The following is a 16,531-nucleotide window of genomic DNA, read 5'->3' as shown; positions in this document are numbered from 1 at the left end:
TGGTCGCGATCGCCGGCGCCGCTCGGGAGCGACCGGCACGACCTCGTGGGAGGAACCATGTCCGTGCAGTCCCAGTTCTTCGACCTCGCCGAGCCCGTGGTGCGGCGGGTGCGCGCCAATGCGGGGGCGGCCGCGGGCAGCCGCCCGGTGCCGCCGCCGCCCGGGAGGGTCTCCGGGAGGCGGCCCGGGAGGGTGTCGGCGCGGCGGCCGGGCCCGGGCGGGCCGGGCGGCGGCGGTCCTTCGGGCGGTCTGCCGGGCGGTCCGCCGGGCGGTCCGCCGTCCGACGGGAGGGGTGGCGGCCGGCCTCCGCGCGGCGGTGCGGGCGGCGGGGGCCGGGGCACTCCCGGCGGCGCCGGTGGCCCGGGCGGGCCCGGCGGCAGAGCGCGGCAGCGGGGCCGTGCGCGCGGCGCGCCGCCGCCGCTGCCGGTGGCGGTCGCCCTGGCCGTCCGTCAGGCCGACTTCTCCGGCCTGGCCCGCCTCGGACTGTTCGGAGGCCTTGCCTTCCGGGAGTACCTGCGCCGGACGGAGTCCCAGCTCAGAGCCCTGTGCGGGCAGGGGGTCGAGGTGCACCTGAGGGTGCTCGACCCGGCCGACTACGAGGACTACTGCGAGGCCCTCGGCTTCGATCCCGCGGGAGCGGCCGCGTGCGTCGCCTACGCCGCCGACCCGGAGCTGGCCGGCGAGCCCTTCGTCTACGCGGGGGAACGGCTGACCGAGCTGCTCCCGGCGCTGGCCGACGACCACCGGGCCAGGGTGCGGATCACCGTCGGCTGCACCGCGCTGCTGGACGCGCTCGGGGAGGGCCCGGCCGGGCGGCCGGGGCTGGTGGCGGTGATGACGTACGTCACCTCCGTCTACCTGGCGCTGGCCGAGGGCGCCGGCGAGGGGCGCCACCTGCTGACCCTGCGCTGCCACGGCCCGGAGGACGGCGAGCAGCTCACCGCCGCCGCGGACGTCCGGGTCCGGGGCGGCCGCCTGCTCGACGCCGGCCGGGACACCGAGGCGTTCTGCGTCACGCTGGCGGCGGGCGTGGCCGTCGGTGGCGCGGGCGCGCTGCTGCTGCATGGCGACCCGGCCGCGCCCGGCGGCCAGGCGGTGCGCGGCTGGGCCCTGGAGGGCGGCCGGTTGGCGCCGATGAGTGCCCAGGAGGTGTTCGACTCGCTCGCCGACGACGTGGGCCGGGGCATGCCGTTCCCGCCGGGCGCCGTCCCGCTGCCGGGCTTCGCGCTGCCGGGCGCGGTGCCGCCCGACGGGCCGCGGGGCGCCGGGCCACCGGGTGCCGGCGGGGCGCGTGAGGAGGGTGGTGAGGCCGTGGGCTGACCAGGTACTTCGGGCCTCCGTGTCCACCAAGCGGCGCTGGGGACTGTTCATCGACCGCCTGTTCGGGGAAGATTTCGGGGAAGATCAACAGCAGGAGCCGGCGGTACCCCACGCCGCCGCTCCGGCCGCTCCGCCCCGAACCGCGCACCGCAGGTCCTCCCCGCGCACCGCCGGTCCGGCGAGCCCGACACCGAAAGGGGGGACGCATGAGCCGGATCGAGTACAGCGCGGAGATCGCCGAGCTGCTCGGCAAGGTGCGACGGCGTCCCACCGCAGGCTGGCCCTGGCGGCCGGCCGAGCGGGTGCCCGACGGGCTGCCGGTCAAGCAGTCGTGGGGCTGGCTGTTCGCACCGGACGGCCGGGTGCTGACCCTGGTCAACCCCAGGGACGGCATCGTCTCGCTCCCCGGCGGCTCGCTGGAGCCCGAGGACGCCGGTGATCCGGGCTCCGCCCTGGCCCGCGAGGCGGCCGAGGAGGCCCAGGCGCTGATCGGCACGCCGCACTACCTCGGCTACCTCTACGACCGGGTGGGCTCGGCCAACGGCGGGCACGAGTGTGCACGGGTCCGGATGGCCGCGGCGCTGCGGGCCGTCGGCCCCAGCGCGCCGGACCCGGCCTCCGGGCGGCACTACCGGCGGTTGCTGGTCGCGCCCGGCCTCGCGGTCGAGCTGCTCGGCTGGGGTGCGCCAGGCCTGCGGCAGGCCCGGGCGGCGGTGTCGGCCGGCGTCCGGTGGCTCGGCGTGCCCGCGGCCGCCAACGAGACGATCGAGGAGCTGCCGGACGAGGGCTGCGAGGTCTTCCCGGGCGCGGTCTTCCCAGGAGTGGTCCACCTGGGCGGGGCCGCCGCCCAGCCCGGCGGAGCCCAGCCCGGTGCCGCTCATTCCGGCGCGGTTGGCCCCGGCGCCGTCAACCCCGGTGCCGTCCGACCCAGTTCGGTTCACCCCGGCACGGCCCACCCCGGCGCGTCCTACCGGGGCGCCGGTGCGACCCGCCCCGGCGGGGAGTGAACCTCCGACCGGACGCCGCGCGTCGCCCCCGGCGGGGCAGCACACCTGATCGGCGGTCAGGGCTTCGAGCCGCGCGCAGTCCACGCCGCCGCGCCGCCGCGCCGGCACGCCGGTGGGCCTCGCCGGTGGACCTCGCCGTCGGATCGGGACGGCCCTCCGGCCGAGTGTGGTCCTCCGAATGAGTGACTTGCCGTGGGGCGCCCCAGGGTGCTCCGCGGGTGCCTGACCGGCGCACTTTCCCCTGCCTGCAGGCTAGTTCACCTCACGGTCGTCAGACTGACCGTCAATTGCCTTGGCATGACCACTTCCCGGGATACCTACTGCCTGGTATCAAATTCTGTGACTCACGTCACTCCCTGGAGGTGTCATGCTGCGCCCCACTCGCTCCATGTCCGTCGCCGCCTTCGCGGCGCTCCTCACCCTGTCCACCCTCTTCACCGCCTCGTCCGCCCACGCAGCCGGCGTCAACTACGCCGCCCTGGGCGACTCCTACGCCTCCGGTGTCGGTGCCGGCAGCTACACGAGCGAGAGCGGAAGCTGCAAGCGGAGCACCAACGCCTACCCCTACCTCTGGAAGAACGCGCACGCGCCGTCGTCCTTCTCCTTCGTCGCCTGTTCCGGCGCCAGAACCGGTGACGTTCTCAACAACCAGCTCTCGGTGCTGAACTCCGGCACCACGCTGGTCAGCATCAGCATCGGCGGCAACGACGCGGGCTTCGCCAGCACCATGCAGACCTGCGTGCTGGACTCCGACAGTGCCTGCCTCAACGCCGTCGCCACCGCGAAGAACTACGCCACCAACACCCTGCCCGGCCTGCTCGACCAGGTCTACGCGGCGATCCACGCCAAGGCCCCCAACGCCCACGTGGTCGTTCTGGGCTACCCCCACCTCTACAAGATCGGCGGAAGCTGCATCTTCGGCATCGGCGACACCAAACGCTCCGCCATCAACAGCGCGGCGGACGTCCTGGACGGCGTCATCGCCAAGCGTGCCGCCAACGCGGGCTTCGCCTTCGGTGACGTCCGGAGCATCTTCACCGAGCACGAGATCTGCGGTTCCGGCACCACCTGGCTGAACAGCACCACCCTGCCCATCGACGAGAGCTACCACCCGAAGGCCTCCGGTCACTCGGGCGGCTACCTGCCGGTGTTCTCCGCGCAGGTGTAACCGGACCGGAGCCGGGCGCCCGCCGGTTCCGGCTCCGCCCGCCGGTTCCGGCTGCGCACCGCCGGTCCCCCCCACCCCGGCAATGGGGCGGGGGCCGGCGGGGCGCGGCGACTCAGCGCCTCGGCGGGAACGGGATGCCGGCGAGCACCGGCAGCAGCTCCTGCTCCTCGTGGTCCAGGTGCGCCTCCAGCTCGGCCGACATCCGCGCCAGCTCCGCCCGGAACCGCTCCGGTTCGGCCACCCCGATCCCGGCGAGCAGCCCCACCAGCTCGTCCTTGATCCGGCCGACCGAGCGGTGTTCCTCGCCCAGCCGCGCGAGCGTCCCCCGCAGCTGCGGGTGGCTCCGCGCCAGCGCGGGGAAGATCGCCGCCTGCTCGCCGGTGTGATGGTGGGTCAGCCCCTCGCAAAGCGCGAGGCAGTGCTGCCGGATCTGCAGCCCGAGGCCCGGCGGCCGGCCGTCGCCCGCGGGTCCGGCCGCGAAGTGCGCCTCGGTCTCCGCCCGGACGTGCCGCAGCTGGGCGCGCAGCCAGGTGTGCGCCTCCAGCAGCTTGTCCGCGAGGGTGGCCACCTCACGCGGCTCGGTCGCGGACTGCTCCAGCACCACGACCGGCAGCAGCCGTGCGGTCTGCGCCTGGTAGTCGCCGTACCCGGGCGCCACCCGCGCCACCGCCTCGAACAGCCGGTCCCGCCGGGCGCCCTCGGCCGGCACCGCGACCGCATCGAACACCTCCGTCCCGAGCTCCACCCGCACCGCCGGCCGGGCGAGCAGGTTGCGGTACCACTGCGGGTGCTCCGGAGCCCCGGCCGCCGAGGCGACGACCAGCAGCAGCCCGTCCGCCCGGACGTAGCCGAGCGGCACGGTGTGCTCCTGTCCGGACCGGGCGCCGACGGTGGTCAGCAGGAGCAGGTCTCCGCCCTCGAAGGGGCCGCCGACCTTGGCCGCGTTGGCGCGGAATTCCTCGATGATCGCTTGATTGAAAGACATGGGCATACTCCTGTGGATTCTCCGGACGTGAACATGGGGAGCGAAAGGCCACAGGCGGCGCTGTAGAGAGCTGCACGGATCGGCACAGACGTGCGGAGCGGTGCAGCAATGCGTGAGCAGGTGGGAGGCCGGAGCCCGGAGGCTCAGCAGCCGAGGACGAAAGCCGTCACGCGGACGCCGCCGAAGCTGCTGAGGTCAGACAAGGGAAGCGGAGTAGGTGCTCATCGCGCATCGTCCCTCTGTGGAAGGTGCTTGCCCGGCTGTCGGCCGGCCCAGTTCTCTTTGGCCGACGCCGCGCTGCACGCCTCACATTAGAGCCACCCGCCCCGTCACCTGTCAACGAGCAAGATCGCCAGGGGCGTCGGCCGGTGCCGCGAAAAGCCGGGTGCCCGGCCCGCGGTGGCTGGCGGATGATCCCGGCATGGAACGTCATGTCGATGTGGACGCGGCGGCCGAGGAGTCGGCTGCACGGGTCGACCGGTGGCGGGCGGCCGGCCTGGTGGTCCGCCCGGTCACCTGGCGGGACGGGCTCGCCCGGTGGCCGCAGCCCCTGGAGACGGACCGGGCCCGGGTGGCCGATCCGGATTCCGTCGGGATCCACCTCTCCGGCCCGGCGGAGACCGAGCTGCTGGTGGTCCTCTTCCGGGGCGGCTGGGCCGACGTCGACCATCTGTCCGGTGGTGAGGTCGGCGCGATCCCGGCTCAGGGCATCACCTCGGCCCGCGTCTTCGGCGGGCTGCTCGACGGCTGGGTGTGGCAGGTCCTCGGTGTCCGGCCGTAGTCGCCGTCAGGCCGGGGGTGCCGCGGGGCCGTTCTGCCGGTCCCCCCGGGATCGGCGGAGCGGCCCCGCAGCGGTCAGTGCAGGTAGGAGGCCAGCCCGGCGGGCTTGAGGCCGGCCGCGTCGGCGGCGGCGAGGGCGCGCTGGAGGTCGGTGGCGAGGGTGTCGGTCCAGTGCATCAGGACGACGTCGCCGGGCGACAGGGTGCCCTCGTGCCAGATGTCGGAGGCGCCCCAGCTGAAGTCGGCGTCCGCCGTCAGGACGGTGCGGATGCCGCAAATGGCGGCGGCCTGCAGGGTGTCGGCGTTCCACGCGAAGTACGGCGGGCGGAAGACGGTCGGGGTGGTGCCGAAGGCGCGGGTCAGGGAGTCCCGGGCGTCGCAGATCTCGACCTGCTGCTCGGCGGGCGAGAGCGTGGTCAGGTCGGTGTGGGAGATGCTGTGGTCCTGGATCGACGAGCCGGGGACGGCGGTGACGCGCCGGAAGAAGTCGGGGTCGGTGGCGGCCGGCATCGGCAGCGGGAAGGCGGTGATCGGCAGCTTGTGGTCGGCGATGAACCTCTCCGCCTCGGGGGTGCGCTGCCAGCCGTCGTCCACGGTGAAGAAGACCACCTTGTCGCTGGTCGGCACCGAGCCCGAGCCGGTCGCGGGGGTGGGGGCCGGGCCGTCCACCCGGACGTCGTCGACGGCGAACGGGCTCTGCTGGTACCAGCCGTGGACGTAGAGCCGGACGGTGCGCGCGCCGGGGCCGGTGGTGAACCGGGTGGTCAGCTGCTGCCAGCCGCCGTCGGTGGTCTCGGTCCAGGCGGGGGCGACGTCGCGGCCGGTACCGGTGGCGCCCAGGTAGACGAATGTGCCGCGGACCCACGCCGAGGCGGTGTACGTGGTGTCGGGCTGAACGGAGACGGTCTGGGCGCACTCGCCGTTGGAGTCGTCGCCCGCTGGGGTGACGGCCAGGGCGGAGCCGCCCGAGTGCGGGGCGGCGGTGGTGAGGGCCGCCTCGGCGGGGCCGCCGGTGCAGCGCCAGCCGGGGACGCTGCCCCAGTCGGCCAGCGAGGAGGCGGGGATCTCGAACCCGGGGTTGGTCGCCAGGTTGACCGTCGGGGCGACGGGTGCGGCAGGCGCGGCAGGCTCGGCGGACGCCGGGGCGGCGAGGCCGCAGACGGCGAGCGAGGCGCAGGCGGCCAGCGCGGACAGGCGTGAGGACCGGCGCGAGATCGCGGACAGGCGTGAGGACATGGACACGTGAGGACTCCTGCGTGGGGCCGTGGGGCCGTGGGGCCGTGGGGGCCGTGGGGGACCACGCCCGTGGGGAGGGCGGGTGGAACGGGGTGGAGCGCTCCCCGAGGGATGGGAGCCGTCGGCGTGCCGCACGCGGACCGTGGCAGAACAATGGACTGGACCACTCGGATCGTCAAGGGAATGACGGGTGAACCGCGCGCTCCCGCGTGCCGAAGCAGCAGATGTCATCCGCCATGCGGCAAAAGGGACGAGACGCACCGTCAGGGGGCGTACAGATCCTCGATGTCCTGCCCGTAGTACTCCGTGATCGCCGAGCGACGCAGCTTCAGGGACGGCGTCAGCAGCCCCTGCTCCACACCGAACTCCCTTGGCAGCAGCCGGAACGCGCGGATCGACTCGGCGCGCGAGACGGCGGTGTTGGCGGCGCCCACCGCCCGCTGGATCTCGGCGTGCAGTTGCTCGTCGGTGAGCACCGCCCGCTGGTCCAGCTGCTCGCGGCCGTGTGACTTCAGCCAGTGCGCCAGCGCCGCCGGGTCCAGCGTGATCAGCGCGGCCACGTACGGGCGGTCGTCGCCGACCACCAGGCACTGGGAGACCAGCGGATGCGCCTGGACCCGCTCCTCCAGGGCGCCCGGGGCGAGGTTCTTGCCGCTGCTGGTGACGATCAGGTCCTTCTTGCGGCCGGTGATGGTGAGGTAGCCGTCGTCGTCCAGGCTGCCCAGGTCCCCGGTGCCGAACCAGCCGTCGTACAGCGCCTCGGCCGTGCACTGCGGGTGGTTGAGGTAGCCGTCGAAGACGCCGGAGCCGCGGACCCAGACCTCGCCGTCGTCGGCGATCGCCACGGTGGCGCCGGGCACCGGCCGGCCGACCGTGCCGAGCTTCTGCCGCCCGGCCGGATTGGCGGTGATCGCGGCGGAGGTCTCGGTGAGGCCGTACCCCTCGTACAGGTCGAGACCGATGCCGGTGAAGAAGAGGCCGAGCTCCCGGCCGAGCGAGGAGCCGCCGCACATCACACCGCGCACCCGGCCGCCGAGCACCGCGCGCAGCCGCTGGTAGACGGTCCGCTCGTACGCAAGGTGGCGCAGCCGCAGCTTGGGCCCGGGGCCGGGGCCGCGGCCGAGCGTGCGCTGCTCGCGGGCGGCGGCCCACTCGACGGCCACCTGCCGGGCCTGCTCGAAGAGTTCGCCGCGCCCGGACTCCTCGGCGGCCCGCCGGGCCCGCTGGAAGATCTTCTCGAAGATGTACGGGACGACGTGCAGGAAGGTCGGCCGGTAGGAGGCCATCGCGGGCAGCAGGGCCTCGGTGGTGACGTCGGGGACGTGCCCGATCCGGAAGCCGCCGCGGACCGCCGCGACCTGCACCATCCGGCCGTAGACGTGCGCCAGCGGGAGGAAGAGCAGGGTCGACGGCTGGCTGCCGCAGCCGGTGTCCCGGAGGACGTCGCCCCAGCCGTCGAGCAGGGCGTCGGCCGCGGCGGCCAGGTTGGCGTGGGTGAGCAGGCAGCCCTTGGGCCGGCCGGTGGTGCCCGAGGTGTAGACGACGGTGGCGATGTTCGCCGCCGCGACGCCGAGCCGCTGGCGGTGGACGAGCGAGTCCGGCACGCCGCGCCCGTCCTCGGTGATCGCGGCGACGCAGCCGCGGTCCAGCTGCCAGATCCCGGTGAGGTCCGGCAGCGCGTCGCAGACCGCGCCGACCGTCATGGCGTGGTCCTCGTCCTCCACCACGCAGGCCACCGCCTGGGTCTCGGCCAGGATCCAGCGCACCTGCTCGGCCGCCGCCGTCGGGTAGACCGGGACGGGGATCGCGCCGATCGACCAGAGTGCGTAGTCGAACAGCGTCCACTCGTAGCGGGTGCGGGACATCATCGCGACCCGGTCGCCGTAGCGGACGCCGCGGGTGAGCAGGCCCTTGGCGAGCGCCAGCACCTCGTCCCGGAAGACCGTCGCGGTGACCTCGCGCCATTCCCGGCCGGAACCGTCCAGGCGGGCCAGCTGGATCAGTCCGGGCGTGCGTTCGGCGGCGTCGTAGAGCGAGTCGGCCAGTCCGCCACTGGCCGGGGGGCCGGCCGGTGCGGGGGTGGTGAACTCGCGCACATTGCCCCCGATCCCGTTGCGGCCCCTGCCTGCCGGGCCCGTTCGGGCGTCCGGATCGGCGGCGCGCTGACCGGTCGGGCAGGTGGGAGCGAAACTATCGGATTGCTCTGTCACTGCCCAGGGTTGTGACCATGGCGCCACGAGATCGGCACCGGCTCGTAGGGAAAGTGCCGTAGCGGGCCGCGGCCGGGGCGGCGTGGGACGGGCGGGGGAGTGGGTGAATCCGGGACGTCAGGGATGATCCGGACGGGATCGGGGCGAGGGCGGGGGGAGGGCGGGTTCGACCCTCGAACGAGTGGTCAGGGCGTAGTAGGCTCTCGCAGACCTGCGGCCGGGAGCTCCCGGCCAGGCCTGATGTGCCGACCGACCGCCCGCCCGACCCGCCCTGCAGTACCGTCGTTCCGCCTGTTCCGCCCGTATTGTCGTCCCGCCCGTCCCGTCGTCCCGTCCGTCCCTCGAACCGCTCCCCGTCCGCGCCTGGCACTTCCCGACCGAGGACTCCATGCGTCTGCGCAGCAGCTCGATCCGCGCGAAGATCATCGCGCTGCTCCTGGTGCCCATCGTCGCCCTGACCGCCCTGTGGGCCTACGCGACGCTCGCCACCACCGGAGACGTCTGGAGCCGGCTGGAGGTCAGCAGTACGTACAAGGAGTTCGGGACACCGGTCGACCAGTACGCGGCCGACCTGCAGAACGAGCGCCGCGCCGCCGTCCAGCGGCTGGCCGACCCGGCCTCGCGGGCCGCCCGGGACGCCTTCGAGCACGCCCAGGCCGCCACCGACCAGGGCCTCGCCGTGCTGCGGCAGAAGAAGGACAGCAGCGGCGGCCGGCTCGACACCGCGCAGCGCGGGCGCTACGTGCAGATCCTCGCCGCCGCGGACCAGCTCGCCCCGCTGCGTGGCCAGGTCAACCGCGCGGCACTCAACTGGGAGTTCGCGCTCGGCCAGTACAGCGACCTCGTCAAGCCCACCTTCAGCTTCCGGTCCGCCTTCGTCGCCCGGCAGAGCGGCCAACTTCCGCGCCAGGGAACGATCCTGATCGAGCTGGCGCGCGCCCGTGAGTACCTCGCGCAGGAGGACGCGGCGATGGAGGGGCTGCGCACCGCCACCGGGCGGCCCACGGCCGAGCAGTACCAGGTCGCGCTGGACGCCCTGCACAACCAGCAGGCGCTGTTCACCGTCTACATCGCCGAGCTCGAACCGGCCGACCAGACCGACTACATCGCCCTGCGCGGCGGCGAGGCCTGGGCGGCGCTGGCCCGCGCCGAGGCGGACTTCGTCGGCGCGGGCGGGCCGGACCGGGTGGTCCAGGCGATCAACGGCGACTCCTGGCGGGAGACCGCGGACCGGGCCCTGGGCGACCTCGCCGCGATCAACAGCCGCCTCGCCGTGGCGATCGGCGACCGCGAACGCTCCTACGCCATCGGCATGCTCTGGCGCGGCGGCATCGCCGGTGCGATCGGCCTGATCGCCGTGGTGCTGTCGGTGATGATCTCCTACCGCATCGGCCGCGGCATGGCCCGCGAGCTGATCGGCCTGCGCAACGCGGCCAACGAGCTGGCCGGCACCCGCCTGCCCTCGGTGATGCTGCGGCTGCGCAGGGGCGAGGCGGTGGACGTCGCGGCGGAGGCACCCGAGCTGGAGTTCGGCCCGGCCGAGGTCGGCCAGGTCGGGCGGGCGATCAACGCCGTGCAGCGGGCCGCCGTCGAGGCCGCCGTCGAACAGGCCGACCTGCGGCGCGGCGTCTCCGCGGTCTTCGTCAACCTGGCCCGGCGCAGCCAGGTGCTGCTGCACCGCCAGCTGACCCTGCTCGACACCATGGAGCGCCGCACCGAGGACCCGGCGGAGCTGGAGGACCTCTTCAAGGTCGACCACCTCACCACGCGGATGCGCCGCCACGCCGAGGGCCTGATCATCCTGGCCGGCGGCTCGCCGGGCCGGGCCTGGCGCAAGCCGGTGCGGATGGTGGACGTGGTCCGCGCCGCCGTCGGCGAGGTGGAGGACTACGCCCGGGTGACCGTCCGGCCGTTCCCCGGCACCGGCCTGCTCGGCAGTGCGGTCGCCGACGTCACCCACCTGGTGGCCGAACTGGTCGAGAACGCCGCCGTGTTCTCCCCGCCCAACACCCAGGTGACCGTCCAGGGCGAGGTGGTGGCGCACGGCTTCGCGCTGGAGGTCGACGACCGCGGCCTCGGGCTGAGCGAGCAGGCGCTCGCCGAGATCAACGAACGCCTTGCCGTGGAGCAGGAGTTCGACCTCGCCGACACCGACCGGCTCGGCCTCTTCGTGGTCAGCCGGCTGGCCCGCCGGCACGGTATCCGGGTCCACCTGCGGCCCTCGCCGTACGGGGGGACGACGGCGGTGGTGCTGATCCCGCGCGAGCTGCTGGCGGAGGCGCCGGACGGACTGCCGGAGCCGCCCTCGGGAGGGGGCGTCGCCGCTTCGGGTGCTTCGGGTGCCACCGGCGCTGCCGGTACGGCGCAGCGCGCGGTGCCCGCCCGGCGGGGCCAGCGCGACCTGGTCGCGGTGCCGGCGCTGAGCGACGAGGGCGACGACGGCCGTGCCGGCGGCGCGGCGGGTGGCGGCCCGGTCGCCGCGGCCGGCCAGGGCGGGCGGCACCGGGTGAGCGGCGGGCCGCGCCCGTCGGCGCCCGAACCGGCCCGCACTCCGGGCGGGCTGCCGAGGCGCTCCCGGACCAAGAGCGGTCCGGTGCTGGTGCCGACGCCCGGCGACGAGGACTCTCCGGGCACCGGCCGCCACCGCCGCGATGAGGCGGCCGCGACTGCCCCGGCGGCCGTACCTGCGCCTGCCGCTGGACCCGTCCCGGCGCCCGCCGCCGTACCTTCGCTTGCCGCTGCGCCTGCCCCGGCCGCCGCAGCTGTCCCTGCCGCTGTACTTGCGCCCGCCGCCTCCGGCCCTGCCGGCGCCGCTCCGGCGGGCGGCGCGCCCGCGGGCCCCGGCCCGCTGCCGCGCCGGGTGCGCCAGGCGAGCCTCGCGCCGCAGTTGCGCGAGCGCGCCGCCCAGGACGCCTCTCCGGGCTCGGGTGGTGCCGAGAGCATCCGGGAGCGCTCGCCCGAGGAGGCGCGGGCGACCTTCGCCTCGTTCCAGCGCGGCTTCACCCGTGGACGCGGCGCCGGAGTCACCACCGGCACCGGCACCGGGACCGCGCCGGCGAACCCGCCCGCCCGGCCCGTCGCCGTACCCGCCTGGCTGCCCCCGGACCCGGCCCGACGGGCGATCAGCCCGGCGCCCGCCCCGGCCGCGCTGCCCGCCCCGCCCGCGACCGGCTCGGCGCCGCTGGCCCGCCGCATGCCGTCCGCACCCCCGGCGCCGCGCGCGGCCCGGACGCCGTCGTCGACACCCTCACCAACCGCAGTACCCGCACCACCTGCAGTGTCTGCACCACCCGCACCACCCGCTCCAGCGGAAGGAACAGATTCATGACCACTTCGACGCAGTCATCCGGGGACCTCAACTGGCTCCTGGACGACCTGGTGGGTCGCGTCGCGGCCCTGCGGCACGCGGTGATCCTGTCCAGCGACGGGCTGGCCACCGGCGCCTCCCGCGACCTCGACCGCGAGGACGCCGAGCACCTCGCCGCCGTGGCGGCCGGCTTCCACAGCCTGGCCAAGGGCGCCGGCGGCCACTTCAAGGTCGGCGGCGTCCGCCAGACCATGGTGGAGCTCGACGAGGCGTTCCTCTTCATCACCGCGGCCGGCGACGGCAGCTGCCTGGCGGTGCTGAGCGAGGCCGAGGCCGACATCGGCCAGATCGCCTACGAGATGGCCCTGCTGGTCAAGCGGGTCGGCGAGCACCTGGCCGCCGAGCCACGCACCGAAGTCGCCCCGCCGGGGAGATGAGCGGCCCGATGGCGGAGGAGGAGCCGACGCGCGAACAGGACGACCCGGGCGGGGACGAGCCCGACGTCGACCTGTTCCGGGCGCGCACCCCGGTCGACGACCGCTGGTTCGACGACGACGCCGGGCCGGTGGTGCGGCTCTACTCGATGACCCGGGGCCGCACCCGGCCGGTCGAGGACGGTCTGTTCGACCTGATCTCGCTGGTCACCGCCGCCGAGCCCGGGCCGTCCGCGGGCGCCGTGCCCGCGCACGTGCTCGACCCGGAGCACCAGACCATCCTGGCCTGGTGCCGCCGGGAGCCGCTGTCCGTCGCAGAACTCGGCTCCTACACCGACCTTCCGGTCAGTGTGGTCCGCGTCCTGCTCGGTGACCTCTACGACGCCGAGCTGATCAGCGTCACCCGACCCGTTCCGCTCGCCGAGCTGCCGGACGAGCGCCTGCTGCGAGACGTGATCAATGGACTCCGTGCGCTCTGACCACCCGCCCCGCGAGGAACACGAGGGACACCGGGGACACCGGCAAGCCGAGGGACGGGGGCACGCCGGTGACCCGCAGTGGCGGGGCGGTCCGGGTGTCGCCGTGAAGATCCTGGTCGCCGGCGGCTTCGGCGCGGGCAAGACGACGCTGGTCGGCTCGGTGAGCGAGATCCGTCCGCTGCGCACCGAGGAGGAGCTGAGCGAGCTCGGCCGCCCGGTGGACGACACCTCGGGCGTGGAGGCCAAGCGCACCACCACCGTGGCGATGGACTTCGGCCGGATCGACCTGCGGCCCGGGCTCGCCCTCTACCTGTTCGGCACGCCGGGCCAGGACCGGTTCTGGTTCGTCTGGGACGAGCTGGCGCGCGGTTCGCTCGGCGCCGTGGTGCTCGCCGACACCCGGCGGTTGGCGGACTGCTTCCCGTCGGTGGACTTCTTCGAGCAGCGCGGTATCCCCTTCGTGGTGGCGGTGAACTGCTTCGACGGCACCGAGGCGTTCACGACGGAGGAGGTCCGGGACGCGCTCGATCTGGACCCGGGCATCCCGGTGGTGCTGTGCGATGCGCGCCGGCGCGAGGACGGGAAGGAACTCCTGGTCACGCTGGTCGAACACGCCGCGGACCGACGCCGGGGCGCTCCCGCACGGGTCTGACGGAGGGGCGGGCGACGCTTCGACGGGCGACGCTTCGACGGACGGACGGACGGACGGACGGACGGACGGACGGGCGGTCGGGCGGTCGGGCGGTCGGTCGGGCGGTCGGGCGGTCGGTCGGTCGGGCGGTCGGACGGGGCTCGGGAGTCCGCCGTCTCATCCGGGCGTCCGCATCCCGGACGTTCTGTGGCCGGGAGGTTGCCTTGACCGGCACGGCGTGGAAGGCTCTGTCCTCGAAGGCCGCCCGGACCTGCTGTCGGGATGTCCCGGGGCGCCCGAAGGGGCACCGCGCAGGACGCCGCAGTGCAGGCACCGGGGCGCACCACGGCAACGATGTACCGCATGCCGCAAGGGATGTCCGAGAAGGGCGTCCGGCAAGGGATGTCCGGCTATGGCGTTCGGCCAGGACGTTCGGCCAGGACGTTCGGGAACCAGGGGAGGGGCAGCACCGTGACCGTCGACCAGCGACGCGCAGCAGCCGCACCCGCCCGCACTCCGGTCACCCCGGCGCTGACGATCCGCCGGTACATCGACCACGCGTTGATCTGCAGCGCCTGTTGTCGGTGACGGACCAGCCCGTCCCCGCTGTTCCGACGGATCTCCCGGCCGGCCCCGCGTGCCCCGCCCCCTCCGGTAGCGGTCGCCGGGTCACCGCCCCATTCACCTCCTGACGATCCGTCAATTCGTCGACCCGGCCTTATCGGACAGCGCCCCGTCCGGCCTACGGCCGTGGCCAAGGCCCGCCTCGCGGAGAGCACCAGTGAACCTCGTCTTCCCCACCTCCACCCCCGTCGCCGTCGCCGGCACCAGAGCCGTTGCCGGTCCCGTCCGCGTGCCGGGGGCGATGCACCGCGTGCGGAGCAATGGTCCGTTCGCATGGTTGAATGGGCGCATGAGCAACGTCGTGGACAGCAGCCGAGGTCACCTCGACCTCGAGCCGTTCTGGCCGTCCCGGCAGCCGCACCTGTTCGACCAGACGTGTCCGGGTTCGCCCAGCGCGTCCCGGCACTCCGCCCGCTGACTTCTGATCAGCCCCCGGCAGTACGCCCGGTCGACGCGCAGACGACTCCACCCCGTCCGTCACACGCGCGAAATGAGCGGCACCATGTCTTCTTCCTCCACGGCCACCCTTCCCCTGCCCGCCGCGACCCCGCACCTGCGCGCGGTCCGCTCCGTCCCCTCAACCGCCGACCGATGGCACGGCCAGCACCAGGCCGGTCCGCAGCACGCCATCAGCCCGCAGCACTCGTCCGTCCAGCAGCGCCCGGCGGCCACCCCGTCGCACACCGCGGCAGCGGCAGTGGCCGCGGTCGCGCCGGGAGCCCCGGCCCCGCAGGCCCTGCTCGCCGCACTGCCGGAGGGGGCCACCGTGGTCGCCGCTCTCCCCCAGGGTGCGCTGCCGCAGGCCCTGCTGGCCCAGTACGGCGCCCAGTTCGGTGCGCAGCTCGGTGCGCAGCTCGGCGGTGCGAACGGCCACTCGATGGTCGGGTACCTCGTCCTGGTGCCCGCCGAGACCGGGTCGGCTCCGGCCGACTCGCCCTCCGTCGGTGCGACTGCGACGGTCTCCGCCGCTACCGGTGGCGTCCGGGTGCCGTCGGCGGTCCCGTCCAACGGGCCTGCTGTCGTCCGCCCGGTCCGGCCCGCCGGCCGCGGCATCACCGTCGACGTGGAGCGCCGCAACGCTTACGTCGATGGGCGGTTGCTCGACCTCACCTACCTGGAGTTCGAGCTGCTGGCCCACCTGACCGAGCACCCGCAGCGCGTGCACACCCGCGACCACCTGGTCTCCGCCGTCTGGGGTTACGGCCACGTCGGCGACGGCCGCACGGTGGACGTGCACGTGGCGCGCCTGCGTCGCAAGCTCGGATCGGCCCACCGGGACAGCATCGTGACGGTCCGTCGGGTCGGCTACAAGTACACCCCGGTGGCGTGAAGCCGGGCGCGGACACGCGCGCGAGCCGCCGCTGAACCCTGCCGGTGCGGGCCGGGCGTTCCCCCTGAACGCCCGGCCCGCACCGTCGTTCCAGCCCGGCCGGGAGTGCCGGCCCGGCCCTGTCGTTCAGGCGCGCTGGTCCGGTGGCAGCAGCAGGACGGCCAGTGCGCCCGCGCAGGTCCGCGCGTGCCCGAGGAACCAGTCCAGCCGGTCGTCGGTGAGGTGCGCCGGGGTCGAGCGGACGGCCAGCGCGAACCGGGCCTGCCCGCCGCTGTCCAGTACCGGCACCGCCACGGTCCGGACCCCGGTGGCCGACTCGCCGTCGTTGAGCGCGAAGCCCGCGGCGCGGACCTTCACCAACTCCTCGGCCAGCAGATCCGGTTCGGTGATCGTCCGGTCGGTGAACGGTTGCAGCGGGCCGATCGCCGCCGCCCCCGGGTCGCCGGGGCGCGGCCAGGCCAGCAGGACCTTGCCCAGCGCCGTCGAGTGCAGCGGCCGGCGCAGGCCGAGCCCGGTGTCCGGGCGGACCGAGGCACCGACCAGGATCACCGCGTGCGGACCGCTGCGGATCGCCAGGTCCGCGGTGGCGCCGGTGCGCCTGGCGAGCAGGCCGAGCTCGGGAGCGGCGAGGTGCAGCCCGCGCTGGTGAAAACTGAGTTGGCCGAGTTCGGCGACGGCCGGGCCGAGCCGGTACCGGGCGGTCTGCTCGTCCTGCTCCAGGAACGCGGCGCTCACCAGGGTGCGGGCCAGCCGGTGCGCGGTGGAGACCGACAGTCCCATCCGGCGGGCCAGGTCCGAGGCGCTCAGCTCGGGGCCGTTGTCGTGGAAGCAGTGCAGCAGCCCCAGGGCCCGCTGGACGGCCTGTGCGCCGGCCGGCGGGCTCTGGACGGCGGTGGCGGCCTCGGCCATGGCACCTCGCGTTCTGTCCGGCGCTCCGGCCGGTTCACCGAAGTCGGTCCCCAGAGTAGGGCAGCCGATGCTTCGGAATTGTGTCGATGGCGTTGCAATGGAATGGCGTTC

Annotated in this window: 14 protein-coding genes; 10 read left to right on the top strand and 4 right to left on the bottom strand. The window is 74.6% G+C overall.

Going from position 1 to position 16,531, the window contains the following annotated elements:
* The first annotated feature begins 426 nt into the window (after positions 1 to 426).
* From OG286_RS09210 to OG286_RS09200, 3 genes are all read left to right on the top strand, one after another.
* On the top strand, positions 427 to 1,320 hold the full coding sequence (locus OG286_RS09210; protein WP_396319907.1) for a hypothetical protein: 894 nt from the start codon (positions 427 to 429) through the stop codon (positions 1,318 to 1,320).
* Positions 1,321 to 1,526: 206 nt separating this feature from the next.
* Complete coding sequence (locus OG286_RS09205; RefSeq protein ID WP_405365011.1) at positions 1,527 to 2,327, top strand: hypothetical protein; 801 nt, start codon at positions 1,527 to 1,529, stop codon at positions 2,325 to 2,327.
* Between the two features lie 367 nt (positions 2,328 to 2,694).
* Positions 2,695 to 3,495 (top strand): SGNH/GDSL hydrolase family protein, encoded by an 801-nt coding sequence (locus tag OG286_RS09200; RefSeq protein ID WP_396319909.1) that lies wholly within the window; start codon positions 2,695 to 2,697, stop codon positions 3,493 to 3,495.
* Between the two features lie 112 nt (positions 3,496 to 3,607).
* On the opposite strand, the gene OG286_RS09195 is transcribed toward OG286_RS09200, so the two are convergent.
* Positions 3,608 to 4,486 (bottom strand): nitroreductase/quinone reductase family protein, encoded by an 879-nt coding sequence (locus OG286_RS09195; RefSeq protein WP_405362330.1) that lies wholly within the window; start codon positions 4,484 to 4,486, stop codon positions 3,608 to 3,610.
* Positions 4,487 to 4,901: 415 nt separating this feature from the next.
* Here OG286_RS09195 and OG286_RS09190 point away from each other — a divergent pair, with 415 nt between their 5' ends.
* Positions 4,902 to 5,261: a hypothetical protein gene (locus OG286_RS09190; RefSeq protein ID WP_396319911.1), complete on the top strand. Its 360-nt coding sequence runs from the start codon at positions 4,902 to 4,904 to the stop codon at positions 5,259 to 5,261.
* Between the two features lie 74 nt (positions 5,262 to 5,335).
* On the opposite strand, the gene OG286_RS09185 is transcribed toward OG286_RS09190, so the two are convergent.
* On the bottom strand, positions 5,336 to 6,496 hold the full coding sequence (locus OG286_RS09185) for a polysaccharide deacetylase family protein (protein ID WP_405362332.1): 1,161 nt from the start codon (positions 6,494 to 6,496) through the stop codon (positions 5,336 to 5,338).
* A 263-nt stretch (positions 6,497 to 6,759) separates the two neighbouring features.
* Positions 6,760 to 8,592 (bottom strand): AMP-dependent synthetase/ligase, encoded by a 1,833-nt coding sequence (locus OG286_RS09180; protein WP_405365009.1) that lies wholly within the window; start codon positions 8,590 to 8,592, stop codon positions 6,760 to 6,762.
* Positions 8,593 to 9,094: 502 nt separating this feature from the next.
* On the opposite strand from OG286_RS09180, the gene OG286_RS09175 reads away from it, so the two are divergent.
* The 6 genes from OG286_RS09175 (at position 9,095) to OG286_RS09150 (ending at position 15,511) form a co-directional block, all read left to right on the top strand.
* Positions 9,095 to 12,034, top strand: coding sequence for a nitrate- and nitrite sensing domain-containing protein (locus OG286_RS09175; RefSeq protein ID WP_405365007.1), 2,940 nt, complete (start codon positions 9,095 to 9,097; stop codon positions 12,032 to 12,034).
* Positions 12,031 to 12,450 (top strand): roadblock/LC7 domain-containing protein, encoded by a 420-nt coding sequence (locus tag OG286_RS09170; RefSeq protein ID WP_396319915.1) that lies wholly within the window; start codon positions 12,031 to 12,033, stop codon positions 12,448 to 12,450. The genes OG286_RS09175 and OG286_RS09170 overlap by 4 nt, the downstream gene beginning before the upstream one ends.
* Complete coding sequence (locus tag OG286_RS09165) at positions 12,447 to 12,926, top strand: DUF742 domain-containing protein (protein WP_396319916.1); 480 nt, start codon at positions 12,447 to 12,449, stop codon at positions 12,924 to 12,926. The genes OG286_RS09170 and OG286_RS09165 overlap by 4 nt, the downstream gene beginning before the upstream one ends.
* Before the next feature lie 103 nt (positions 12,927 to 13,029).
* Complete coding sequence (locus OG286_RS09160) at positions 13,030 to 13,578, top strand: GTP-binding protein (protein WP_396319917.1); 549 nt, start codon at positions 13,030 to 13,032, stop codon at positions 13,576 to 13,578.
* Between the two features lie 892 nt (positions 13,579 to 14,470).
* Entirely contained in the window at positions 14,471 to 14,599 is a 129-nt protein-coding gene (locus OG286_RS09155) for a hypothetical protein (RefSeq protein ID WP_396319918.1), read from the top strand.
* Positions 14,600 to 14,683: 84 nt separating this feature from the next.
* The gene (locus OG286_RS09150) at positions 14,684 to 15,511 is read left to right on the top strand and encodes a winged helix-turn-helix domain-containing protein (protein ID WP_405362337.1); all 828 of its coding nucleotides are present in this window, start codon (positions 14,684 to 14,686) and stop codon (positions 15,509 to 15,511) included.
* 126 nt (positions 15,512 to 15,637) lie between these two features.
* Here the strand turns inward: OG286_RS09150 and OG286_RS09145 are convergent, their stop codons facing one another.
* Complete coding sequence (locus tag OG286_RS09145) at positions 15,638 to 16,420, bottom strand: IclR family transcriptional regulator (RefSeq protein WP_405362339.1); 783 nt, start codon at positions 16,418 to 16,420, stop codon at positions 15,638 to 15,640.
* Positions 16,421 to 16,531: the final 111 nt, after the last annotated feature.

The organism is Kitasatospora sp. NBC_00039 (assembly GCF_045160625.1).
GTDB lineage: Bacteria > Actinomycetota > Actinomycetes > Streptomycetales > Streptomycetaceae > Kitasatospora.
The sequence above is the reverse complement of the archived record's forward strand: the minus strand, read 5'-3'. Positions and strand labels throughout refer to the sequence as shown.